This is a genomic window from uncultured Thomasclavelia sp. (assembly GCF_944324745.1).
Taxonomy (GTDB): Bacteria; Bacillota_I; Bacilli_A; order Erysipelotrichales; family Coprobacillaceae; genus Thomasclavelia.
On sequence record NZ_CALUXO010000073.1, the window covers coordinates 85,658 to 107,201 of the forward strand.

The window sequence follows — 21,544 nt, forward strand, 5'->3', positions numbered from 1 at the left end:
TAATATGTGTTACTGTATTAGTGTATTAATACAGTAGGAGGGTTTATTATGAGTGAAATATTAAGAGTTAATAATGTCACTAAAAGCTATGGACGGTTTCAAGCATTGGATAATGTTTCGTTAACATTGCAATCTGGTAAAATTATTGGCTTATTAGGACCTAATGGTTCTGGAAAAACAACTTTGATTAAAATAATCAATGGTTTATTAAAAGATTATCAGGGACAGATTCTAGTTGATGGTCAAAAAATTGGAGTGCATAGTCGTCAAGTTATTTCTTATTTACCTGATGACAATTATTTTCAAGACTGGATGTATGTCAAAGATGTTTTAAATATTTTTAATGATTTGTATACTGATTTTGATCGGGAAAATTGTTTAACATTAATGAAACGATTTGATTTAAATCCGCAAATGAAAATTAAAGCCATGTCAAAAGGAATGAAAGAGAAGTTTCAGTTGTGTCTAGTAATGTCACGGAAAGCAAAATTATATATCTTGGATGAACCGATTGCTGGGGTGGATCCTGCTTCCAGAGAAGTAATCTTGGATGTCATTTTAAATAACTACGATCCAGATGCACTGGTGTTGATTTCTACTCATTTAATAAGTGATTTAGAAACTATTTTTGATGAAGTCATCTTTTTAAAAGATGGGAAAATCGTTTTACATCAAGACAGTGAATTATTACGACAGGAAAGAAAACAGTCAATTGATGAAATCTTCAGGGAGGAATTTAGATGTTAAAGTTATTGAAATATGAAATAATTGAATCATATCGGCAGTATTTACTGACCTTTGCAATCTTTTTGATTTTATGTGCTATTACTCCAATTATGCCTATTTTTATTGGTAATATTTTAAGTATTCTAGTTGTGGTAGCAGTGATTGGAATATCAATTGCTATCTTTTTAAATATTATTATTAGTTTTAATCGTTCAATGTACAAACGACCTGGTTATTTAACTTTAACGTTACCGGTAACTACTAATCAGTTGATTGGAGCTAAGTTAATAGGAAGTTTAGTTTGGGTTATTGTTAGTTCGCTGGTTTTAGTGTTGGGGATTGTTTTACTAATAATGATGATTGGTGAAATTCCTTTAACATCATTGTTTGATGGACTTTATGAAACAGTTAGAATCGTTTTAGGAAATTTTAGCGGTTTTATTCGGGATTTAGTAGATGCTTTATTGGCGACAATCGCGATGATTTTATCATTTTATTTTGTAATCACTTTAACTAAGACAAAATATATTCCTAAATATAAAACATTATTTGGTATTGTGATTTATGTTATTGGATTAATTTTATTTGGTAATATTTTAGCACAGTTATCTATTGATATTTATGATACGATAAGTTCAATTTTAGTAAGTATGGTTCTATCAGTTTTATTTTATTTAGGGACTGTTTATTTGATTGACCATCATATTGAAGTGGAATAGTTAGATGAAATATGAATTTGATCCCAATTTACCTATTTACATCCAGGTAATGGAAGAAATAAAAAAAGAAATCTTTACGAAGCAATATTTACCCGGTGATAAAATTGCATCAGTTAGAGAACTGGCGGTAACTTATAGTGTAAATCCTAATACAGTGCAAAAAGCTTTGAGTGAACTGGAACGAACGGGAATCATTTATAGCAAACGAGCGCAAGGTAGATATGTTAGTGAGGATGAAAAACTGATAGAAAAATTAAAAAAAGAAGTATGTAGCCGAAAAGTTAAAGATTTTGTAGTTGAAATGGAAGAGTTAGGTTTTGATACAAAATTAATTATTGAGATGATTGAGGAGCTTGCATAAGCTCCTTTTTATCGTTATAAGTTAAATTTTACTTTTAAAAGAGTAAATTATTTTGATGTAAGCGCTTTTATTAAAAAGAGCACTTAAAAAAGATAGAAAAAAAATTAAATTAATGTATAATAGTATGGGTAAGGGAGATGATATTATGATTCGTATATACACAGCACCTAGTTGTGCATCATGTCGTAAGGTTAAGGCATGGCTGAAAGAACATAATATTCCTTATGTGGAAAAGAATATTTTTTCAACCTTGCTTAGAGAAGTTGAATTAAGAGAATTATTAGAACGAAGTGAAAATGGAACCGACGATATCATTTCTAAACGCAGTAAAATAATTAAAGAAAATGATATAGATTTAGATAGTATGTCTGTAAATGAATTGATTAAATTTATCCAGGCTAATCCTTCGGTTTTAAAGAGACCAATCATGATTGATGAACGGCGTTTTCAAGTAGGATATAATGCTGAAGAAATTCGGGTTTTTATTCCTCGGGAATTACGACGCCTAGCAGAGTGTCCTAATAGTGATGCTTGTCCGCAGTTCATTGATGCTAATTCGATTAAAGAGGCTTATCATCAAGAAAAGTAACTAGATAATAATGGCCGTCAGTTGATTGACTGACAGCCATTTTTATTATTTTATTCTTTAGGAATCGTTAGAGCCATTCGATTGATCTTGCTTAGACAGTTATGAGTGTAGGTTAGATTATATTGGCTGATGAAATCTAAAAAAGCCTGTTTTCCAGTTTCATAGTCGTTGACTTCATATTCTAATTCATAATCAGTACAATTATTATATTCGTTATAATCAAGACAGATTAAACCATACGGAGTTTTTATTTCATAACGGGTAGTTGTTAAGAAATAGTCAGTTACCAACATGGTACTATCGATATTTAATGGTTTTAACAGATCAAAAATTTCATTATTGACAAATTGGTGGTTCAAGATGGCTTCTTTAGTTTCTTTAGAAATTAATAGATTATTTTCTAAAGTACCATTTTTTTGTGGCTGTTTTAATGTTAATTCAAAATGACCATCTTTATCGCGAATCCGAAATGAATAATGCAGTTTTGATAATAATGGGTGCAATAAATAATGATTAGTTTGTTGGTAATGGCGATCTACAGGATGATCTTTGATAATTTGTTCAAATAATTCTTTGGTAATTAATATTTTAAATTCAATTTCTAAGTTTTCTTCTTTCATTGATAATTCCTCACATTTATTGATGATTTTGTCTTATTGACAATTTCTATTAGTATATACTATATTATAATCATTAAGGATGGTGAAAACAATGTTACAATATGCATTGGTGGCAAAACAAGATGATATTTCAAAACAAGTTGCCAGCGAAATTCAAAATAAATTAATTGGAATTGCTGATTATAATCAAGAACAGCCTGATTTGGTAATTAGCGTTGGTGGGGATGGAACGATGCTTGCTTCGGTTCATCAGTATTTAAATCAAGATGTTTATTATATTGGGGTGCATACGGGAACATTGGGATTTTATACCGATTATCAAAAAGATGAAATTGATGATTTAATTTTGGCAATCAAGCAAAATGAATTTAAAGTCAATGACCGGAATTTATTAGAAGTCAAAATTTATCGTCATGGTAATGAAGAAGTTTTTTATGCTTTAAATGAGATGCGAGTTGATTATGGTTATGTGACGCAAGTTATTAATGTTTATATTGATGATGAGTTGTTAGAAGTATTTCGGGGAAATGGGTTATGCGTTTCGACACCATCGGGTTCAACGGCTTATAATAAATCAATTGGTGGAGCTGTTATTTATCCTGGAACACCATTGATGCAATTAAGTGAAGTTGCTCCAATACAACATAATGCTTATCGTAGTTTAGGAGCTAGTATGATTTTAGATGCCCATCGAATTATTCGCCTGGAAAGTAGTCACTTTCATTGTTTAAGTATGGGAATCGATCATTTGCGCTATGATTTTTGTGATGTTGATCAAATTGAAGTTACTTTGGCCAAAAAAACGGTTAAGTTTATTGAATATCGTCCGATGTCTTTTATTCAGCGAATTAGAAGGGCTTTTATTTGTGAATGAGATTTGTAGTTGTTAGTCATTATCATGAAAGATTATTGCGGGATTTTTTATTTGAACAGAATTTAAGTAAAAAAACAATTAAATTATTAAAGATGCAAGGACAGATACTAGTCAATGGTCAAAAACAAACAGTTAGATATCAATTAAAAACTGGAGATCAAATTGAGCTGATTTGGCCAATAGAAAAAAATAACCTGGTCCCATATCCATTAAAGCTCAAAATTTACTTTGAAGATGATCATTATTTAATTGTTGATAAACCACCTGGCTTAGTGAGTATTCCAACTAGACGCTATCCTACAGGGACTTTGGCCAACGCCCTGACAGCTTATTATCAATCTAAGCAAATTACAGCAGCAGTCCATTTAGTTAATCGTTTAGATAAAGAAACTCAAGGTTTGTTGCTGGTGGCTAAAGATAGCTATAGTCATTATCTGCTTTCAAAAGATATCAAACAGGTAAAAAGGGTCTATCATTGTTTGGTTGAGGGCAAAATAGTAAAAGCGGGTACTATTGATAAAAAGATTGCCCGTCAGGATGATAGTATTAAACGAGTAATTAGTGAATGTGGTCAAAGGGCTATTACTCATTATCGCGTGTTAGAAAGTAATGAAAACCAAAGTAAGTTAGAGTGTATTTTAGAAACCGGTCGGACACATCAGATCCGTGTTCATTTAGCCAGTTTAGGACATCCATTAGTTAATGATTGTTTATATGGAGCCAGTGGGTCTGGTCAATATTATCTTGATAGTGTTGAACTATCGTTTATTCATCCATATACTAATCAGTTGATTATGATAAAAAAGACGCCTCAATAATAGGCGCCTTTTTAATAACGTTTTTTGCCTTCAATAATTCTTGTTTGCCGTTCCATATCCAGGAAAATTCCAATCACGATCATATATGATAGTAGTGAAGAACCACCGTATGATAGAAATGGCAGGGTTATTCCGGTTATCGGGAAGAGGCCTAAAACCATTCCAATGTTCCATACCTGTTGAAAAATCAATAATCCAAAAATACCGGCTGTCAGGTATTTATCACGATTATTTTTGGCTCGAAAACCAATCCTTAAAATAATGGCATCCAAAACACAAATTATTAGAATTGTTAATCCACCACCAATAAATCCAAAACTTAAAGCAATAACGGCAAAGATAAAGTCAGTTTGAGCTTCTGGTAAAGCAATAATGGCATTTTCCATTCCATAGCCCCAAAGACCAGCCGTACCATAAGATAATAAAGCATTAAATAACTGATATCCCTGGTTACTATAGGTTCCCTCAGGATCAATCCAGCCATAAAAACGATCTAATTTATGACCACCACCAATCAGACTTGAGAAAATATCGTGCTGATAAATGAATAAATAAGCCAGTATGGCAATAATAATTGCAACGACTATGCCACCAATGATAAACCATCCAGCGCGAATTCCTGACATAAAGATAACAAAGAAGATAGCAGACATCATGATCATCGTTACCCCAGAATCGTTTTGAAGATAAACGAGGATACAAGGAGGTAAAGAAACTGCTAAAACTTTTCCAATCAACAAAACATCGTTATGAAAATCATGGACCAGATAACGATTATTATGTTTATCAACAACATCAGCCATGATCACAACCATGATTATTTTCATAAACTCGGAAGGCTGTAGATCAAACCCCGGTAAAGAGTACCAGGAAGTAGCTCCGTTGTTGAATTTAGCCAGGGGAACAACGTGCATCCCAAAGTGGGTAAAGACGAAGTGATCGATAGCCAGTCCAATCAATAAAACCATTAAGATCCAATAGATGATCCACATCGATGAATAAATGCGATCATTAGTTACTTTATAAACAATAGCGACGACAACAAAAGAGATACCATAAAAGACAAGTTGTCTAAGCCAGTAGGTACTTGGATTACCAACGGTAATTAAAGGAGTGGCGCTTTTAATTCCAAGACAACTAATAAAACATAACAAAGCAACAACTACAAGCAACGGCTTGCATATAACCGATTTTTCTTTTTCTTCCATAAAATCACTCCTGATAAAAAAGATAGTTTTTTTATTCATGGTATAGTATACTATAATTAAACGATAATTGATAGGGGGTTATTTTGATGAATTATTTACCATATATTTTAATTGCTATCGTTATTATAGCTATTTTAGCGTATATTTTTATAAAATCAATGAAAAATAAAGGGCCAAAACCAGTTAGTGCCAGTGATATACCGGTCGATGTTAATGAAATCATTAAAGCAGTTGGTGGTAAGGATAATCTTAAGGAAACAACAGCAACGTCTTCTAAAGTTACCTTTTTTGTCAATGATGATACATTAGTTGATATTGAGGCGCTTAAGGCCCTGGGAGCTTCAGGCATTGTCCAAACATCTAATAAGATAACGGCGATATTAGGAAAGTATTCTAAAGAAATATCACGAATGATAAATGACCAGTAAGCAGATTCGATGATCTGCTTATTTTACTAAAGGAGTTTTTTTATGGATATAAAGGATCGAATTGCAAGTTATGAACCGTTATTTAATCGTTGGCTGTTTGATGAATTGATGGAAATTCATGACCAGGAAGCTTTGATCAAGTTAAAACCCCTAGGATTGAATAACAATGAGGAAGCTTTTTGTAAAGTTATAACGATTTATCATCAAGATGAAAATATTGAAGAGCTAGAAAAAAGGATGGAACAGATCAAAGCTAATTTGGGATTGGACCAGCTGGAACAAACGGAGTTTCTTGATTATGAGCAATATCTAATTGAAGATAATCAAGGAATGATCATTGGAATTGATTTATGTTTATTAATGATTGAAAATGATTTTAAAAAAATCAATTTAACATCATTAAGTGGCAATTTATTATATGAAATTGGATTAAAATTATTTGACCGCCGTCAATATGATCAGGCCTTGGCTTTTTTTCGTCGGGGCGAAGAATTAGATAATAGTGATTGTATTTGTACTATTGGATATTTATATGAGCGTGGTTTGGCGGTAAAACAGGATTATCACCAGGCTCGTCATTATTATAAACGGGCTTATCAGTTAGGAAATATTGTAGCTGGCTGCAATCTGGCGTATTTATATGAACGCGGATTAGGTGGCAAGCGTGATGTCGATCAAGCGTTTGAATTATATTCAATTGCTGCTAAGACTGGTTTTGCACGCGCTATTTGTAATCTGGGATATTGCTATGAATATGGTTTAGGGGTTGAAGCGGATATGGATAAAGCCGTTGACTGTTATTTTGAAGCGGCTAAATTAGGATTTAGTGAAGCCTTATTTAGTTTAGGAACCTGCTATGAATTTGGTGAAGGAGTAAAGCAAGATTATCACCAGGCTTTTAAGTATTATGAAGAAGCTGCCAATCAAGGACATATTCGTGCGGCTCATCGAATTGGGATTTGTTATGAATCGGGAATGGGAACTGAGCAGGATTATGTTAAAGCTTTTTACTGGTATCAGCGTTCTAGTCAAGAAAACTATCCACCAGCTTTAGTTTCTCTGGCCTATTGTTATGAAAAAGGATATGGAGTTGAAATTGATTTAAAAGAAGCCCGTGCTACTTATTTAAAAGCGGCCCGACAAGGATTTTCTCGGGGGCAGTTTTGGATGGGATATTTTTATGAAAATCATCCAGAAATCAAAAATGCTGCTTTTCGAAGTGTTTATTGGTATCGTCAGGCCGTTAAACAAAATGATCTTCAGGCAATGGTAGCACTGGGATATTGTTATGAAAGTGGTTTTGGAGTTAAACAAGATCTGCAAAAAGCTGCTGCTTTTTACTTACAGGCAGCCAATGAAGATTATCCACCAGCCCAGTGTAATTTAGCTTATTGCTATGAAATGGGAATCGGTGTTCCAGTCGACTTGCAAAAAGCAATTGAATACTATCAAAAAGCTGCTGATGGTAATTATTTACGAGCTAAATATAATTTGGCTTATCTTTATGATCATGGTCAAGGAGTCGCCTTAGACCTGAATAAAGCTTTTGAATTATATTTACAGACTGCTAATGAAAACTATCGACCAGGATTGTTTCGGGTTGGTGTTGCTTATGAAATGGGTCGTGGTGTTGAGGTAAATCTTGATAAAGCCATCGAATATTATCAAAAAGCCGCTAACTTGAATCATAGTGGCGCTATGTATGCTTTGGGTTTGATTTATGAACAAAATTATCATGATGATCTTAAGGCAATTAAATATTATTTAGATGCTGCTAAATTAGGGGATGGACATGCTTCGTATCGTCTAGCTTTATATTTAGATGATGGTGAGGTACTGGTTCAAGATCATTATAAAGCTTATGAATATTTAATAACTGCTGTTAAAAGTGAATATGCACCAGCTCAAAATATGTTGGGATATTATTTGGAGCATGGTTTAGGTTGTCAAACAGATTTATCACAGGCTTTTAAGATGTATTTAGCTGCAGCTAGTTATCAGGATTATGCTCCTGGTATCTATAATGTAGGGCGTTGTTACTATTATGGAATTGGAACAGCGGTTGATAAAAAAGCAGCTTATGAAATGTTCACTAAAGCAGCTTCATTAAAAGATCCTGAGGCTAATTTTATCTTGGGATATATGTTTAGCCATGGTGAAGGAACTGTAAAGAATCTAGATAAGGCGCGATATTATTATTTAGAAGCTTTAAATTTAGGTATTGAAGCGGCTAAAGATGAATTGGATAAGTTAAATCAAGATAGAAAGGATGATGAATAGTGTTATCATTTGAAGAAAAATTAATAAAATATGCGCAGTTGATCGTTAAAGCGGGAGTCAATGTCCAAAAAGGTCAAAAAGTTGTAGTTGAAGCTCCAGTCGAAAATGCGAAACTGGCGCAATTAGTAACCAAAGAAGCCTATAAAGCTGGAGCAGATGAAGTAATTGTACATTATTATGATGAAGTGATTTCACGTTATAAATACGAGTATTTACCGATTGATAAATTTAGCGAAGTGCCTTTGTGGTACCAACATTTAAGAAATGACTATGCTAAAGAAAAAGCAGCTTTTATTTCAATCCAGGGTAATGATCCTGAAGGATTAAAGGGCATTGATCCTAAAAAGATCGCTTTGTGGTCTAAAAGTGTAGCCACTGCTTGTAAACCGTTTTATGATGGAATGGATCTAGGTGATAATAGCTGGTGTATTGCTGGAGCTAGTTCATTAAAGTGGGCCAATAAAGTATATCCAGACATGTCTGATCAAGAAGCTATCTATGCTTTGTGGCAGGCGATATTTAAAGCTTGTAAGATCGATGATGGAGATGCTTTGGATAGCTGGCAAAAACATCGTCAAAGTTTTGAAAAACGCGTAAATTATTTAAATAATTTAAATTTAACTAGTTTGACATATACTAACTCTTTAGGAACCAATTTGACAGTAACTTTAAATGAAGATTATTTGTTTGCTGGTGGTGGCAGCTATGATAATAATGGTGTTTATTATTTTCCTAATATCCCAACCGAAGAAATTTTTACTAGTCCCAATCGTTTAGGAACTAATGGTGTTGTTTATAGTTCAATGCCGTTAAATTATAATGGTAATTTAATCGATAAATTTAAATTAGTCTTTAAAAATGGCAGAATTGTTGATTTTGATTGTCAGACAGGAAAAGAAATTTTACAGGAAATGATTGAAATTGATGATGGCAGTCATTATTTAGGAGAAATTGCCTTAGTACCTTATGATTCACCAATTTCCAATATGAAAACATTATTCTATCATACTTTGTATGATGAAAATGCTTCTTGTCATCTAGCTATTGGTAAAGGTTTTGGTGAATGTATTAAAGATGGTTTGACAATGACTAAGGAACAATTACTGGAAAAAGGTATCAATGATTCATTGACACATGTTGATTTTATGATTGGAACTAGTGATTTAAAAATCGTTGGTAAAACTAAAGAAAATCAAGAAGTATTGATTTTTGAAAACGGAAATTTTGTATTTTAAAGATAACAGGGCTTACTTGTTATCTTTGTCTTTTTAGGCTTGTGATTAAAAACCTTGATTACAGTTGACAAAAATGCATTTAGTCGATATTATTAAACCTTGCAAGGAACTAAAAGATAAAGAGAAGATGCAGGTAAAACTGATTAATATAAGATGCAGGTAAAACTGATTAATATAATAAGGAGAGAATATGGGTAGTATAAAACAAGAAGTTGAAAAAAGAAGAACTTTTGCGATTATTTCGCACCCGGATGCTGGTAAAACAACTTTAACTGAAAAGTTTTTGTTATATGGGGGAGCAATTCAGCAAGCGGGAATCGTTAAAGGTAAGAAAAATAGTAAAGCGGCAACAAGTGACTGGATGGAAATTGAAAAACAAAGAGGAATTTCAGTTACTTCATCGGTCTTACAATTTAATTATGATGGTTTTTGTATCAATATTTTGGACACTCCTGGGCATCAGGATTTTTCAGAAGACACTTATCGAACTTTGATGGCCGCTGATTCAGCAGTCATGGTCATTGATGCTAGTAAAGGGGTCGAAGATCAAACACGAAAATTATTTAAAGTTTGTACGATGCGTCATATTCCAATTTTTACTTTTATTAATAAAATGGATCGTGAAGCTCGTGATCCTTATCAATTAATGGAAGAGATTGAACAGGAATTAGGAATCGATACCTGTCCAATTAACTGGCCAATTGGTTGTGGTAAAGAATTTAAAGGTGTTTATGAACGTCATAGTCAAGAAGTAATTCGTTTTATTCCTGTTGATGGTGGCCGTAAAGAAGTAGATATTAAAATAATGCATTATGATGATCCGGCTTTAATTGATGAATTAGGTCAGGATTTATTTGATAAATTACAAGAAGACGTTGAGTTATTAGATATGGCTGGAAATGAATTTGATTTAGAAAAAGTTCGCCAGGGACAATTATCACCGGTTTGTTTTGGTTCTGCTTTAACCAATTTTGGAATCGAACCATTTTTGAAGCACTTTTTAAAAATGACAACACCACCACTGCCAAGAAAAGCTGGGGATCGTCTCATTGATCCATTTAGTGAAAATTTCAGTGCTTTTGTCTTTAAAATTCAGGCTAATATGAATAAAGCCCACCGTGACCGAATGGCATTTTTTAGAATCTGTTCTGGTAAGTTTACTAAAGGATTAGAAGTATATCATTATCAAGGTAAGCGCAAAATTAAATTAAATCAATCAAAACAATTGATGGCTGATGAACGTCAGGAAGTAAGTGAAGCTTATGCCGGGGATATTATCGGTGTTTTTGATCCAGGTATTTTTTCAATCGGTGATACGATTACCACTGGTAAAGATCACTTTGCTTTTGAAGGGATTCCAACTTTCGCTCCAGAACACTTTGCTTTGATTCGTAATAAAGATACGATGAAAAGAAAGCAATTCGTCAAAGGGGTTGAACAAATTGCCAAAGAAGGGGCAATCCAGATCTTCACAGAATTAGGTGGCGGTATGGAAGAAATAATCGTTGGTGTTGTTGGGGTCTTACAATTTGAAGTTTTAGAACACCGGCTAAAAACTGAATATAATGTGGAAATAATTAAAGAACCATTACCATATCAATTTATTCGCTGGGTTAAAACCGATAGTGATTTAAAAGCTTTGAATTTATCTAGTGATACTAAGAAAGTACAGGATTTAAAAGGACAGTATTTATTATTATTTACTAGTGAATGGGCTGTTCGCTGGGCAACTGAGAAAAACGCCGATCTAGAGTTATTAGAATTTAGTAAGAATTAGTTAAACCCTTGTTTTCAAGGGTTTGCTTTATGTTTAGGATTATTTTTTAGTCTATAACATGGTATAATGGTTTTGAGTATTAAATTTTGGTTGAAAAAGAGGTGATTGACTATTACAAATATTGGAAAACGCCGAGTTTGTCGTTGTAAAAAGACAATGAAGATTGTAATAGGACGGCAAGAACGTGATTTATTTACTAAAGGTGAAGTTTACGATTGTGTAATCCGTGATAGTGGTCGCCTCCAGGTTAATTATAAGATTTATGGTAAAGAGTTTGATTTATCTTGCACTAAGGAAGAATTTGAAGAGAATTTTGTATTAATTAATAATAAAAAGACAGGAGTGAAAAAATGAAATATGAATTGTTGAAAGGTGATGAGTTTGAGAAATTTTATCAAATATTATTAAATAATTTTCCCTCAAAGGAAATTAAAGATTATGATTATATGAAAGAGACTTTTTTTAATCAGAGCTATCAGGTTTTATGTTTAAAAAATGATCAGGAGCAAATTGTTGGTGTGATGTCATTTTATTTATCAGATGATTTTCGCTTTATTGACTATTTTGCGATTGATGGCTCTTTTAAAGGACATGGGGCTGGCAGCTCGATGTTACAGCATTTTATCTCTTTAGATGATAAGATTGTTTTATTGGAAGTAGAACATCCTGGTGATTTGATCAGTCAAAGAAGAATTCGCTTTTATCAAAGAAATGGAATGGTTTTAAATGATCAGTATGATTATTTTGTTCCACCAGTTCGCAGCTTAAAGCATCGATTATATTTTTATTTGATGTCTTCTTCAAAAGGATTGAGTCTTGATGAGTATCATAAATTTTATCCCCAAATCTTAAAAATGGTCTATGGAATAGTTTAATTTGGAAAATTAGACTATCTATGATAAAATTAAGTGAATTAGAAAGGAGATTATTATGGCTGGTAATTTCTATATTGATAATATCAATGATAATGATAAGTTAAATGAGATTACGCTTCTTTTAAATGAAATGGAGGAAGTGTCGCGAATCAAAGTAGGAAAAAATGGGATTTCCTTCTATTGTGAAGAACCAGAAAATGTTCAACAGCTGTTAAAGAATGCTGGTGACAATTATATTTTAAAAGAAGAAGTCAACTCACGAAAAAGAGAATTTGTACCAACTGAAAAAAAGGTCGAGCATATTTTTATGTTCACAAACTTAGAAAGTGAAGAAGATGCCAATCAAATTAAAGAAGTTATTTCTCGCTATTCAGCCTATGAAAACGTTAGCTTAGATTTTACAAATAAATTACTAAAAGTAACAACTAGCGATAAAAAAGTCTTATTGCGTTTGAATCGTCTAGTTGATAAAGTTAATCCGAAGATTGATGTTGAATTGTGGAAAAAACCATTTAGATCTCAAGATTTATTCCAGGAAAGATATTTAAAAGCAATGATTCGAATTGCCGTTTTAGTTGTTGCTCTATCATTAGGAATTGTTACTCGTGATGATCCTAATATTATTACTCGAATTGGGTGGCTGGTCACTTTAATTATTGTCAGTGAAAAAACATTATTACAAGTATACAAGGATTTAAAAGTGAAACATTTCTTAAGTGAAAATGTTACGATAACTCTGGCTTGTTTCTTTGGATGGGTTTATCAGGCATATATAGAAACCGTATTTGTTGCTATCTTTTTCCAGATTGGAGAACGATTATTATTAAAACTGCTTAGTTATTCAATGGATCGCATCGACGATAAAATTAATCCAATTACGATGGGACGTCGTGAAATCGGTGAAAATGAATATGAAATGGTAAATCTAGAAGATGTAGATATTGGTGATATTTTAGTTGTTTTACCAGGAGAAACAGTCCCATTAGGAGCTAAGATCATTTCTGGTAAAAGTGAATTGGATGTTTTTGCTATCAATGGTAGTGATGTCTTAGAAGAAGTAGGACCTGGTGATGAAGTTCAAAGTGGTAGTGTTAATATTAAAGATACTTTAAGAATTCAGGTTTTATACACTTATGAACGTAGTGCGATGAATAAGATCTTAGAAATTGCGATGATGGCGCCAGTCGATACTTCAAAAACCCATCGATTGGTTGAATTAATCAGTAAAGCTGATTCTGTTTTATTAGTGGTTATTGGAATTCTATGTGCTGTTTTAGTGCCATTATTTGATTTACAACATAACTTTAGATATATTTATGTTGGGGTTATCTTACTGACAATTTCTGGTAGCTTTGCTTATAAACAAGCTTCCTCATTTGCTGTATTATCTGGGGTAGCCAAGGCTTTTTCTAGAAATATAATTATTAAAGAAAATAGTGGATTAGATGCTTTAAATTCATGTCGAACAATTATTTATGATCGCTATGATGGAGTGGAAGTCACTGAAGAAGAAATGGATCTGTTTGCCAAGTTAGTTAAATTGCATGTAGATTTAATTATTTTTAATGATGGACCAGTTGATCTAGAAGATGATCAGTATCGAATTTATAATAACTTGACGGCTAAAGAAAAACTTGAAGTGATGGAAAAAGCTAGTATTGCCGGTCCGGTTGCTTATATTGGTGATAATTCTAAAGATTTAGCGTTATTACAAAATTCTTATGTTGCAATTAGTCGTGGGGGAATCAAAGATAAAAAGGTAATTGAAAATAGTGATATTATGTTGATGAATTCTGATTTAAATACGGTAATTGAAACATTTATGATTTCTAGAAAACAAAAAGCAGTTACCTTGGAAAACATTTTCTTTGGCTTGACGATTAATTTAATTATGATCATTATGGCAGTGATTCATGTACTTCCATGGTGGTTATCGGCAGTGATGTATTTATTAGTATCAGTTATTGTTTTATTTAATACTTATCGAATTATCAATATGAAATAAAAGGGGGAAGCAGTTTGTGAACATGATCGAAATGAGTACCATGGATTATATTCCTGGATTTAAAATTACAAAAAATTTAGGGATTGTTTTTGGTAGTAAAATTTTAAATCAGACACTTGAAAGTGATGATAATATTGATATTGAACAACTATTGGATGCTAAACGTCAAGATGCCATGGCTTTGACGGTTGAACAGGCAATGCGTCGTCATGCTTCTGCAATTATAAATGTTCGCTTTACAACTACAAACTTAGGTCATAACATGATTGAATGTCAAGTTTCTGGTATGGCAGTAAAGGTTGAACCAATCGATGAATAAATTTCATGTTAATGAAGAAATAAGTTTGATTGATTTTTTGTTGCAAACTTATAATAAAAAGAAAGCTAAAAATCTGTTGAAATATCAACAAGTTCAAGTTAATCAACAAACTATTAGTCAGTTTAATTACTTATTAAAACCTGGCGATGAGGTAATTGTTGCTAAAAGTGCCACTAATTTACCTTTTGAAATTATCTATGAGGATAAGCAATTGATCGTCATTAATAAACCAGCTGGTTTATTATCAATGGCGACCAGTACTGAAAAAGAAAAAACAGCTTATCATTACATAAGTGAATATCTTAAAAAAAGTGATAAACGGGCTCGTGTTTTCATTGTTCATCGCTTAGATCGGGATACTTCTGGAGTGTTGATGTTTGCCAAAAACGAAAAAATTAAAAACAAATTACAGGATAAGTGGAATAAAATTGTGTATAAACGTGGTTATTTAGCTATCGTTGAAGGTAAATTGAAATCCAGACAAGGAACGATCAAAAATTATCTGCAAGAAAGTAAAACTCAGCAAGTATATATTGCTAAAACAGGAAAATTAGCAATTACTAATTATCAAGTTATTCAAGAAAATAAAGGCTATAGTTTAGTGGAAGTATTTTTGGATACCGGAAGGAAAAATCAGATCCGTGTTCATATGCAATCATTAGGTCATAGTATTATTGGTGATAAAAAATATGGTGCTAAATCTAATCCGCTTAAACGATTAGGCTTGCATGCTCATGTTTTTGGTTTTACCCATCCAGAAACTAAAAAGAAGATGGAATTTGTTGCTAAGATGCCTGAAGAATTTACTCGAATATTTAACTCTGTTTAAAAGACAGAGTTTTTTTCATATTAGATAAAAAATATTAATATAATAGATTGGTGATTTAATGTTTGCATTAATAGTTTTAATTCTTTTCTATTTATTTGAATATCTAATAAAAAAAGCGGATATATCAAAAAATCGGTCATCTTATAAATGACCGATTTTTAGATTTCACTAACCGTTAGTTGTTGTTCAATTTCATGGATAAGTTTTTCACTGGCTAAATCTTGACTAAAAGCAGTTGCGCCACCGCAGGCACTTCCTAATTTTAGGGCATAAGCATAATCATGATTGGTTAAATAACCGGCAATAAAACCAGCAACCATACTGTCGCCACTGCCAACACTATTAATGAGTTGACCTTTAGCACTTGGACAATAGTAATTACGGTTATTTGCGGCTACTAAAATTGCTCCATCACTACCTAGAGAAACTAAGACGTTTTTAGCTCCTTGTTTTTGTAATAATTTGGCATAGGTAATGATTTCGTCAAAACTTTTAATTGTTGTTTGAAATAATTCTTCCAATTCATCACGGTTTGGCTTAATTAAAAATGGATGATATGGTAAAACATTTTTAAGCAGTTCATTAGTGGCATCAACGATTATTGCTACATCTTGATGACATAATTTAATGATCTTTTCATAAATATCACTTGGTAAACTGCTAGGAATACTACCGGCTAAAACTAAGATATCTCCTTTTTTTAACTGGCTGAGTTTATCAAATAATTCATCTAATTTAGCCTGAGGAATAGCTGATCCACTACCATTGATTTCTGTTTCCTGATTACTTTTCATCTTAATATTAATTCGTGAGATTCCAGTGTCCAACTGGCATAGATCTAAATTAAAACCGCGCTTTAATAACTGTTTTTTTATCTCTTCGCCAGTAAAACCGGCAATAAAACCTAAAGCAGTAGTTGGAAAATGTAATCGATGTAAAATTGTCGAAACATTAAAGCCTTTACCTCCAGGATAAATTTCTTCGCTTTTAGAGCGATTGGTACTGCCTGCTGCAAAATTATCTACATGCATAATATAATCTAATGATGGGTTAAATGTAACGGTATAAATCATCTTTAGGCCTCCTTTTATAGTTTTAGTGTAATTTCTTTTGTCTTAAAAATCAATTGTTTTAATTAAATGATAATTATTAGTTAATTAAAAATATGTGATTAAAATATGATGATATAAGTATATAATCTCAAAAATATCACGTATTTTATTTTAAAGTAGATTTAATCAGTGTATAATTATCCTCAAGGAGGATTTGATAATGCGCGATAAATTAATACTGCTATTGATAATATTATCAGTTCTTCTAACTGGATGTAGTAAAGAAAAATACCCAAGTGATTATCCCGCATCACCAGGTTATACAGTATCTGATATTTTATATCCAGAAACTGGTACTGAGCAACTAAATAGTACTGTAGCGATGATCGATTATTCTAATGCCAGTTTAGGATATGTAATTGGCTTTTTAAAGGCTGGGGTTAATAAAAAAATTAAAATTCAAATTAGTAAAGATGATGTCAAATATAATTATGATTTAACTAGTGTAACTGGTACCAGTTATCCTTTGCAATTAGGAAGCGGTACTTATACTCTTAAAATTTTAGAAAATATTGAAGGAAGTCAATACGCAATTGTCCAAAGTTTAAATCTTGAGGTAGCCATTGATAATGAATTATCACCATTTTTATATCCAAATATTTTAGTAAATTATTATCCTGGTGATCAAATAACAACACTGGCAATTGATACGGTTAAAGATCAAGATGATGATCTGGCTCGAATTACCACTATTTATCAGTTTGTAGCCGATTATTTATCTTATGATGATAATAAAGCTCAACTTGCCAGGCAGCAATACATTATTCCGGATTTAGAATCATTGCTTAAAGAGAAGAAAGGAATTTGTTTTGATTTTGCAGCAATGATGGTGGCGATGCTTAGAATCAATCATTTACCGGCTCGTTTGATTTGTGGTGGTGTAGATGATGATGAATATCATGCCTGGGTTGAAGTTTATTTAGAAGGACATGGCTGGGTGAATCCAGATATTTTTATTGATCAAAATACCTGGACGATCATGGATCCTACTTTTGCCAGTACTAAATATGATTATGATGGACAATATGTTCAAACACTATACTATTAAGGAGGGGTGCAGGTGAAATTAACGGTCAGTGAAAAATATCTTTTTTGCACGCAAATAGCGATGATCTTAAAATCAGGTTTTAGCTTACAGCAGGGGATCGAGATGATTTATCAAGAATGTGATAATCAAAATTTAAAATCAGTTTTACATAAGTTACAAGCAGCATTAGAGGAACAATTATCTTTTTACCAGGCTCTTGATCAATGTGAGGCTTTTGATGATTATATGAGTAATCTGGTGGCTATTGGTGAAACAAGTGGTAATCTTGATGCAGTCATGGAATCATTGAGTCAGTATTATTTTCGAATTGATGATATCAGCAGCAAGTTGAAACAGGCGTTAACTTTTCCCTTGATCTTGATTGTTATGATGTTTGTAGTTGTTTCAATTATTGTTTTTAAAGTTTTACCGATCTTTAGAAATGTCCTGTTGAATTTGGGAACTGATTTATCTTCTTTTGCCACAACGTTTATGCAATTTGGTCAGGTTTTTTCGTTTATTTGTTTAATAATACTTGGTTTTATCGTAATCGGGCTATTAGGAATCTATCTATATCAAAAAACTAAACAGGAAGATGTTTTAACGACATTGGTACAAAAAGCTTTTTTTACTAAAAAATTGTCTCAGGCTTTAAACAAAGCGCAAATAACTTATGGATTATCGTTGTTTATTTCTAGTGGCTATGATTTAAATCAGGCGATGGAATATATTCCTAAATTAGTTGTGGATACAAGCTTACGAGATAGTTTGACTAAATGTTTTCAAGATCTAAATGCTGGTGATAGTTTTGTTGAGGTTATCAAACGGTACCAGATCTATCAGGGAATGCCTTTAAATATGATTCAGATTGGTTTTAAAACTGGTCAGCTTGATGAAACAATGGTCAAACTATCCGATTATTTTCAAAATCAGGTTAGTGAAGCAATCGATCATTTTTTAAATATTATTGAACCATCAATTGTAGCCCTGTTGTCTTTGATTGTTGGAATTGTACTTATTTCAGTAATGTTACCATTGATTAGCATCATGGCTTCTATTTAGAGGTAAGCGATAATGAAGAAGATTTTAAAAGTATTTTTAATAGTAGTGATGTTGATAATTACGCTCTATGGCTTTAATAATACTGCTGATTTTTCTAATGAAGAAGATTTGTCGCGAATTGAAGAAACAATAAGACGATTATCTTTAAAATGCTATAGCATTGAAGGACGTTATCCTCAAGATATCCAGTATTTAAAAGATAATTATGGTTTGTTGCTTAATGATGATGACTATCAGGTTATTTACTATTATCAGGCTGATAATCTTGAACCATATGTAAAAGTCTGGAAAAAAGGAGCCTAGTTATGAATAGACATCAAAGCGCATAATGTAAAAGTCTGGAAAAAATGAGCCTAGTTATGAATAGACATCAAAGCGCATATATGATTTTTTCTTTATCATTGTTTTTATTATTTGTCATTGGATCATTTTTTATTATCACTTATGAAATCAGAGGTTATCAGATACTAGATACGACCTGTCAAACTGAAGATGATTTAAGTGTTTGTCTTGCTTATATTAATACGCGATTGAAAGCAAATGACAGTCAAGGGGCAATTAAAGTACAACAGCTCGATCAGGTAACTTGTTTGCAGATAACTACCAGTCAAACTACAACCTATATTTATTTTCAGGATGGTTATTTAAAAGAGTTATATACTAGTAATGATTATCCGTCAAATCTAAGCCAGGGGGAACCTTTGTTTGCCATCACTGACTTTAAAATTAAACAGGAAGGTTCATCGCTTTATATTACTGTAAGTAAGGCCAATCAAACTAAAACTAGTATTATTTATTTACACAGTTAGGAGGTAAAGATGAAGTCAAAAGTAAGTTCGTTTTCATTTTTGATGGAATTAATTATTGTGATTCTCTTTTTTGCTGCTTCAGCAACTATCTGTGCCTCTTTTATTGTGGAAGCTAAAAATAAGCAGATGGAAGCGACAGAAATCCAAGATAGTCTTTTAGCAGCTAGCAATCTGATTGAATCGTTGCAGGCAAAAAATCAAGATCTTAGCTATCTCTTAAATAATTATCAACAAGTTGACACCCTTACCTATCAAAATGATAATTTAGTAATTGAATTTAGTGATTTAAATTATACTGGTGGTAAAGTAATTATAGTAATTAACAATGAAGTTATCAGTGAGTTGCCATTTATATTAGGAGGAAATTAAATTGAATCGAAAAGGTAGTCGGGTACGTTTAAGTGTCGGGGCAATTTCAATATTTATGATTTTTGTGATTCTAGTAATGACGATACTGGCAATTTTATCATTTTTACGTGTTAATTCCTATTATCAATCTACTTTAAGACAAGTTGAGTTTACCAGCAGCTATTATCAAAGTGAAAGTCGTTTATTGCAACAATTTTATCAATTAGATAGTAATAATATAGAAGAGCAGTTAAGTCAGCTGTCGATTGATTATCATCAAGACAATAATAATTATATAATTGAAGATAATATTAATGATAATCAAATATTACAGTTAACTTTTACGATCAATGGTGATCAATTAGAGATTATAAGTTTTAAGACAGTTAATTTGGAGGGTGAAGATGGAAGTTAAAGAGTTATTAAAAGATGTCGTACTAAAAGGAGCGTCTGATGTTTTTATTGTGGCTGGAGCGCCATGTGCGATTAAAGTTGAAGGACAAATAATTAATTATAATGATCAACGTTTGATGCCTGATGATACCCAACAAATGATCAAAGAAATCTATCAACTGGCTGATAATCGCTCTTTTGATCAGTTTTTAACTACCGGTGATGATGATTTTTCTTTTTCATTATCACAAATTGGTCGTTTTCGGGTTAATGCTTATCGTCAGCGTAATTCTAGCGCTGCAGTTTTAAGAATCGTGCGATTTGATTTACCTGATCCCCAAAAAATGCATATACCACCGATCGTTTGTGATTTATCAAAGCAAAAAAAGGGGATGATCTTAGTAACCGGACCAGCTGGAAGTGGTAAATCCACGACATTGGCTTGTATTATCGATTTGATCAATAAAAATCGCAATACCCATATTATTACGATTGAAGATCCAATTGAGTATTTACATTCACATAATCGTAGTATTGTTTCCCAGCGCGAAGTTTATCACGACACCGCTAATTATGTTTCAGCTTTAAAAGCAGCCTTACGACAAGCTCCTGAAGTTATTCTAGTTGGTGAAATGCGGGATTTAGAAACTATTGATATTGCCATTACAGCTGCTGAAACGGGTCATTTGGTTTTTTCTAGCTTACATACAATTGGAGCAGCTAATACGATTGATCGGATGGTTGATGTTTTTCCGGCTGCTTCTAAGCAGCAAATTCGTATTCAATTAGCGATGGTATTAAATGCGGTCGTCAGCCAGCAGTTATTACCTGGGATTGATGGCAAGATGATACCGGTTTTTGAAGTTATGATTTGTAATCAGGCGATTAGAACTTTAATTCGTGATGGTAAGACCCATCAAATCGATAATGTGATTGCCAGCAGTCGCCAATTAGGAATGGTTTCCATGGATGATGCGATTATAGATCTGTATCATCAAAAACAAATAACTAAGGAGACTGCATTGATGTATGCAGTCAATCCTAAGATGATGGAAAGAAAATTATAGTTATTGAGAAAATAAATGATTGATAAAATAAAAATGATTATTTGAGTAGTTTCAAATAATCAT

General features: G+C 32.4%; 25 protein-coding genes. 22 read left to right on the forward strand and 3 right to left on the reverse strand.

What is annotated here, in order from left to right; translation table 11 throughout:
- Nucleotides 1-48 precede the first annotated feature (48 nt).
- The 4 genes from Q0K54_RS09450 to spx all read left to right on the forward strand — a co-directional run bounded on the left by Q0K54_RS09450 (nt 49) and on the right by spx (nt 2,395).
- The gene (locus Q0K54_RS09450) at nt 49-747 is read left to right on the forward strand and encodes an ABC transporter ATP-binding protein (RefSeq protein WP_294580544.1); all 699 of its coding nucleotides are present in this window, start codon (nt 49-51) and stop codon (nt 745-747) included.
- Nucleotides 741-1,445 (forward strand): hypothetical protein, encoded by a 705-nt coding sequence (locus tag Q0K54_RS09455; RefSeq protein ID WP_294580547.1) that lies wholly within the window; start codon nt 741-743, stop codon nt 1,443-1,445. Before Q0K54_RS09450 ends, Q0K54_RS09455 begins: the two co-directional genes overlap by 7 nt.
- Nucleotides 1,446-1,449: 4 nt before the next feature.
- Complete coding sequence (locus Q0K54_RS09460; protein ID WP_294580549.1) at nt 1,450-1,806, forward strand: GntR family transcriptional regulator; 357 nt, start codon at nt 1,450-1,452, stop codon at nt 1,804-1,806.
- A 145-nt stretch (nt 1,807-1,951) separates the two neighbouring features.
- On the forward strand, nt 1,952-2,395 hold the full coding sequence (gene spx / locus Q0K54_RS09465; protein WP_294580552.1) for a transcriptional regulator Spx: 444 nt from the start codon (nt 1,952-1,954) through the stop codon (nt 2,393-2,395).
- A gap of 50 nt (nt 2,396-2,445) precedes the next feature.
- On the opposite strand, the gene Q0K54_RS09470 is transcribed toward spx, so the two are convergent.
- Nucleotides 2,446-3,015 (reverse strand): CYTH domain-containing protein, encoded by a 570-nt coding sequence (locus tag Q0K54_RS09470; RefSeq protein ID WP_294580554.1) that lies wholly within the window; start codon nt 3,013-3,015, stop codon nt 2,446-2,448.
- A 91-nt stretch (nt 3,016-3,106) separates the two neighbouring features.
- Between Q0K54_RS09470 and Q0K54_RS09475 the strand changes: the two genes are divergently transcribed.
- Complete coding sequence (locus Q0K54_RS09475; RefSeq protein ID WP_294580557.1) at nt 3,107-3,889, forward strand: NAD kinase; 783 nt, start codon at nt 3,107-3,109, stop codon at nt 3,887-3,889.
- The gene (locus tag Q0K54_RS09480) at nt 3,886-4,707 is read left to right on the forward strand and encodes an RluA family pseudouridine synthase (protein ID WP_294580560.1); all 822 of its coding nucleotides are present in this window, start codon (nt 3,886-3,888) and stop codon (nt 4,705-4,707) included. The genes Q0K54_RS09475 and Q0K54_RS09480 overlap by 4 nt, the downstream gene beginning before the upstream one ends.
- Before the next feature lie 11 nt (nt 4,708-4,718).
- On the opposite strand, the gene Q0K54_RS09485 is transcribed toward Q0K54_RS09480, so the two are convergent.
- A complete protein-coding gene (locus Q0K54_RS09485; RefSeq protein ID WP_294580563.1) occupies nt 4,719-5,915 on the reverse strand; it encodes an FtsW/RodA/SpoVE family cell cycle protein in 1,197 nt (398 codons plus the stop codon).
- Nucleotides 5,916-6,001: 86 nt separating this feature from the next.
- Between Q0K54_RS09485 and Q0K54_RS09490 the strand changes: the two genes are divergently transcribed.
- The 9 genes from Q0K54_RS09490 (at nt 6,002) to Q0K54_RS09530 (ending at nt 15,663) form a co-directional block, all read left to right on the forward strand.
- Nucleotides 6,002-6,343: a PTS transporter subunit EIIB gene (locus Q0K54_RS09490; RefSeq protein ID WP_294580566.1), complete on the forward strand. Its 342-nt coding sequence runs from the start codon at nt 6,002-6,004 to the stop codon at nt 6,341-6,343.
- A 42-nt stretch (nt 6,344-6,385) separates the two neighbouring features.
- Nucleotides 6,386-8,623, forward strand: a complete 2,238-nt coding sequence (locus tag Q0K54_RS09495; RefSeq protein ID WP_294580569.1) for a tetratricopeptide repeat protein — start codon at nt 6,386-6,388, stop codon at nt 8,621-8,623.
- Nucleotides 8,623-9,858 carry an aminopeptidase gene (locus Q0K54_RS09500; protein WP_294580572.1) on the forward strand — a complete coding sequence of 412 codons (1,236 nt, stop codon included), beginning with the start codon at nt 8,623-8,625 and terminating at the stop codon, nt 9,856-9,858. Before Q0K54_RS09495 ends, Q0K54_RS09500 begins: the two co-directional genes overlap by 1 nt.
- A 190-nt stretch (nt 9,859-10,048) precedes the next feature.
- Nucleotides 10,049-11,635, forward strand: a complete 1,587-nt coding sequence (locus tag Q0K54_RS09505) for a peptide chain release factor 3 (protein WP_294580574.1) — start codon at nt 10,049-10,051, stop codon at nt 11,633-11,635.
- Nucleotides 11,636-11,740: 105 nt separating this feature from the next.
- Nucleotides 11,741-11,989: a hypothetical protein gene (locus Q0K54_RS09510; RefSeq protein WP_294580578.1), complete on the forward strand. Its 249-nt coding sequence runs from the start codon at nt 11,741-11,743 to the stop codon at nt 11,987-11,989.
- Nucleotides 11,986-12,510 carry a GNAT family N-acetyltransferase gene (locus tag Q0K54_RS09515; RefSeq protein WP_294580580.1) on the forward strand — a complete coding sequence of 175 codons (525 nt, stop codon included), beginning with the start codon at nt 11,986-11,988 and terminating at the stop codon, nt 12,508-12,510. Before Q0K54_RS09510 ends, Q0K54_RS09515 begins: the two co-directional genes overlap by 4 nt.
- 55 nt (nt 12,511-12,565) lie before the next feature.
- On the forward strand, nt 12,566-14,515 hold the full coding sequence (locus tag Q0K54_RS09520) for a hypothetical protein (protein WP_294580583.1): 1,950 nt from the start codon (nt 12,566-12,568) through the stop codon (nt 14,513-14,515).
- 22 nt (nt 14,516-14,537) lie between these two features.
- Entirely contained in the window at nt 14,538-14,834 is a 297-nt protein-coding gene (locus Q0K54_RS09525) for a YbjQ family protein (protein ID WP_294580644.1), read from the forward strand.
- Nucleotides 14,827-15,663 carry an RluA family pseudouridine synthase gene (locus Q0K54_RS09530; RefSeq protein WP_294580586.1) on the forward strand — a complete coding sequence of 279 codons (837 nt, stop codon included), beginning with the start codon at nt 14,827-14,829 and terminating at the stop codon, nt 15,661-15,663. Before Q0K54_RS09525 ends, Q0K54_RS09530 begins: the two co-directional genes overlap by 8 nt.
- 158 nt (nt 15,664-15,821) lie before the next feature.
- Here Q0K54_RS09530 and pfkB read toward each other — a convergent pair whose 3' ends face one another.
- Nucleotides 15,822-16,736, reverse strand: a complete 915-nt coding sequence (gene pfkB / locus Q0K54_RS09535; RefSeq protein ID WP_294580589.1) for a 1-phosphofructokinase — start codon at nt 16,734-16,736, stop codon at nt 15,822-15,824.
- Between the two features lie 199 nt (nt 16,737-16,935).
- Here pfkB and Q0K54_RS09540 point away from each other — a divergent pair, with 199 nt between their 5' ends.
- The 7 genes from Q0K54_RS09540 to Q0K54_RS09570 are packed head-to-tail and all read left to right on the forward strand — an operon-like array spanning nt 16,936 to nt 21,481.
- Nucleotides 16,936-17,823, forward strand: a complete 888-nt coding sequence (locus Q0K54_RS09540) for a transglutaminase family protein (RefSeq protein WP_294580591.1) — start codon at nt 16,936-16,938, stop codon at nt 17,821-17,823.
- Between the two features lie 12 nt (nt 17,824-17,835).
- Entirely contained in the window at nt 17,836-18,864 is a 1,029-nt protein-coding gene (locus tag Q0K54_RS09545; RefSeq protein ID WP_294580594.1) for a type II secretion system F family protein, read from the forward strand.
- Nucleotides 18,865-18,876: 12 nt separating this feature from the next.
- Nucleotides 18,877-19,167 (forward strand): hypothetical protein, encoded by a 291-nt coding sequence (locus Q0K54_RS09550; protein ID WP_294580597.1) that lies wholly within the window; start codon nt 18,877-18,879, stop codon nt 19,165-19,167.
- A 56-nt stretch (nt 19,168-19,223) separates the two neighbouring features.
- Nucleotides 19,224-19,673 (forward strand): DUF4860 domain-containing protein, encoded by a 450-nt coding sequence (locus tag Q0K54_RS09555; RefSeq protein ID WP_294580598.1) that lies wholly within the window; start codon nt 19,224-19,226, stop codon nt 19,671-19,673.
- Nucleotides 19,674-19,682: 9 nt separating this feature from the next.
- Nucleotides 19,683-20,042 carry a hypothetical protein gene (locus Q0K54_RS09560; protein ID WP_294580601.1) on the forward strand — a complete coding sequence of 120 codons (360 nt, stop codon included), beginning with the start codon at nt 19,683-19,685 and terminating at the stop codon, nt 20,040-20,042.
- 1 nt (nt 20,043) lies between these two features.
- Nucleotides 20,044-20,436: a hypothetical protein gene (locus Q0K54_RS09565; protein ID WP_294580603.1), complete on the forward strand. Its 393-nt coding sequence runs from the start codon at nt 20,044-20,046 to the stop codon at nt 20,434-20,436.
- Complete coding sequence (locus Q0K54_RS09570; RefSeq protein WP_294580605.1) at nt 20,426-21,481, forward strand: type IV pilus twitching motility protein PilT; 1,056 nt, start codon at nt 20,426-20,428, stop codon at nt 21,479-21,481. The genes Q0K54_RS09565 and Q0K54_RS09570 overlap by 11 nt, the downstream gene beginning before the upstream one ends.
- The last annotated feature ends 63 nt before the right edge of the window (nt 21,482-21,544 follow it).

What these genes read in the sequence shown, in the direction of transcription:
- Q0K54_RS09460 (WP_294580549.1), top strand. Translation starts at nt 1,450, where the DNA reads ATGAAATATGAATTTGATCCCAATTTACCTATTTACATCCAGGTAATG.
- Q0K54_RS09525 (WP_294580644.1), top strand. Translation starts at nt 14,538, where the DNA reads ATGATCGAAATGAGTACCATGGATTATATTCCTGGATTTAAAATTACA.
- Q0K54_RS09540 (WP_294580591.1), top strand. Translation starts at nt 16,936, where the DNA reads ATGCGCGATAAATTAATACTGCTATTGATAATATTATCAGTTCTTCTA.
- Q0K54_RS09530 (WP_294580586.1), top strand. Translation starts at nt 14,827, where the DNA reads ATGAATAAATTTCATGTTAATGAAGAAATAAGTTTGATTGATTTTTTG.
- Q0K54_RS09490 (WP_294580566.1), top strand. Translation starts at nt 6,002, where the DNA reads ATGAATTATTTACCATATATTTTAATTGCTATCGTTATTATAGCTATT.
- Q0K54_RS09505 (WP_294580574.1), top strand. Translation starts at nt 10,049, where the DNA reads ATGGGTAGTATAAAACAAGAAGTTGAAAAAAGAAGAACTTTTGCGATT.
- Q0K54_RS09515 (WP_294580580.1), top strand. Translation starts at nt 11,986, where the DNA reads ATGAAATATGAATTGTTGAAAGGTGATGAGTTTGAGAAATTTTATCAA.
- Q0K54_RS09475 (WP_294580557.1), top strand. Translation starts at nt 3,107, where the DNA reads ATGTTACAATATGCATTGGTGGCAAAACAAGATGATATTTCAAAACAA.
- Q0K54_RS09520 (WP_294580583.1), top strand. Translation starts at nt 12,566, where the DNA reads ATGGCTGGTAATTTCTATATTGATAATATCAATGATAATGATAAGTTA.
- Q0K54_RS09555 (WP_294580598.1), top strand. Translation starts at nt 19,224, where the DNA reads ATGAATAGACATCAAAGCGCATATATGATTTTTTCTTTATCATTGTTT.
- Q0K54_RS09470 (WP_294580554.1), bottom strand. Translation starts at nt 3,015, where the DNA reads ATGAAAGAAGAAAACTTAGAAATTGAATTTAAAATATTAATTACCAAA.
- Q0K54_RS09480 (WP_294580560.1), top strand. Translation starts at nt 3,886, where the DNA reads ATGAGATTTGTAGTTGTTAGTCATTATCATGAAAGATTATTGCGGGAT.
- Q0K54_RS09570 (WP_294580605.1), top strand. Translation starts at nt 20,426, where the DNA reads ATGGAAGTTAAAGAGTTATTAAAAGATGTCGTACTAAAAGGAGCGTCT.
- Q0K54_RS09495 (WP_294580569.1), top strand. Translation starts at nt 6,386, where the DNA reads ATGGATATAAAGGATCGAATTGCAAGTTATGAACCGTTATTTAATCGT.
- Q0K54_RS09550 (WP_294580597.1), top strand. Translation starts at nt 18,877, where the DNA reads ATGAAGAAGATTTTAAAAGTATTTTTAATAGTAGTGATGTTGATAATT.
- Q0K54_RS09560 (WP_294580601.1), top strand. Translation starts at nt 19,683, where the DNA reads ATGAAGTCAAAAGTAAGTTCGTTTTCATTTTTGATGGAATTAATTATT.
- Q0K54_RS09450 (WP_294580544.1), top strand. Translation starts at nt 49, where the DNA reads ATGAGTGAAATATTAAGAGTTAATAATGTCACTAAAAGCTATGGACGG.
- Q0K54_RS09455 (WP_294580547.1), top strand. Translation starts at nt 741, where the DNA reads ATGTTAAAGTTATTGAAATATGAAATAATTGAATCATATCGGCAGTAT.
- pfkB (WP_294580589.1), bottom strand. Translation starts at nt 16,736, where the DNA reads ATGATTTATACCGTTACATTTAACCCATCATTAGATTATATTATGCAT.
- spx (WP_294580552.1), top strand. Translation starts at nt 1,952, where the DNA reads ATGATTCGTATATACACAGCACCTAGTTGTGCATCATGTCGTAAGGTT.
- Q0K54_RS09485 (WP_294580563.1), bottom strand. Translation starts at nt 5,915, where the DNA reads ATGGAAGAAAAAGAAAAATCGGTTATATGCAAGCCGTTGCTTGTAGTT.